This window comes from Photobacterium sp. DNB23_23_1 (genome assembly GCF_052873815.1).
On the sequence record NZ_JBNNXT010000112.1, the window covers coordinates 1 to 394 of the forward strand.

At 40.6% G+C, this 394-nt stretch carries 1 protein-coding gene; it reads left to right on the forward strand.

Annotated elements, in window-relative coordinates; all coding sequences use genetic code 11:
- Positions 1-216, forward strand: a 216-nt coding sequence (locus ACVA53_RS25035; protein ID WP_446506633.1) for an integrase core domain-containing protein, incomplete at its 5' end; no start/stop codon positions are given.
- Positions 217-394 lie beyond the last annotated feature (178 nt).

Genomic DNA, 394 nt, shown 5'->3' on the forward strand with positions numbered 1-394 from the left:
AGCTTTAACGGCAAGTTTAGAGACGAGTGTTTAAACGAGCACCTGTTCAGAGACTTGAGCCATGCTCGTAAACTGATTAGTGACTGGCGCATTGACTACAATGAAAATCGCCCCCACTCATCAATTGGATACCTAACTCCCTCTGAATTTGCAGTACTGACACGTTCAGGGCTAAACAATAACGTAACTGACATTACTAAAGAAGTGTTGGATTAGTTATTGGGGGCAGGTCACCCCCTGACAGGCATTTTGATGGAAATTGATGGTACTAGATTCGTACAGTACTATAAAATAGTCTCATGATTCTATTTCGTTTATAGTAAGCGCGTCATAAACCCCACATTCAATTAAGCTTTCCCGAAACGTATGATTTTGTTTTCATTCAAATGGAGAC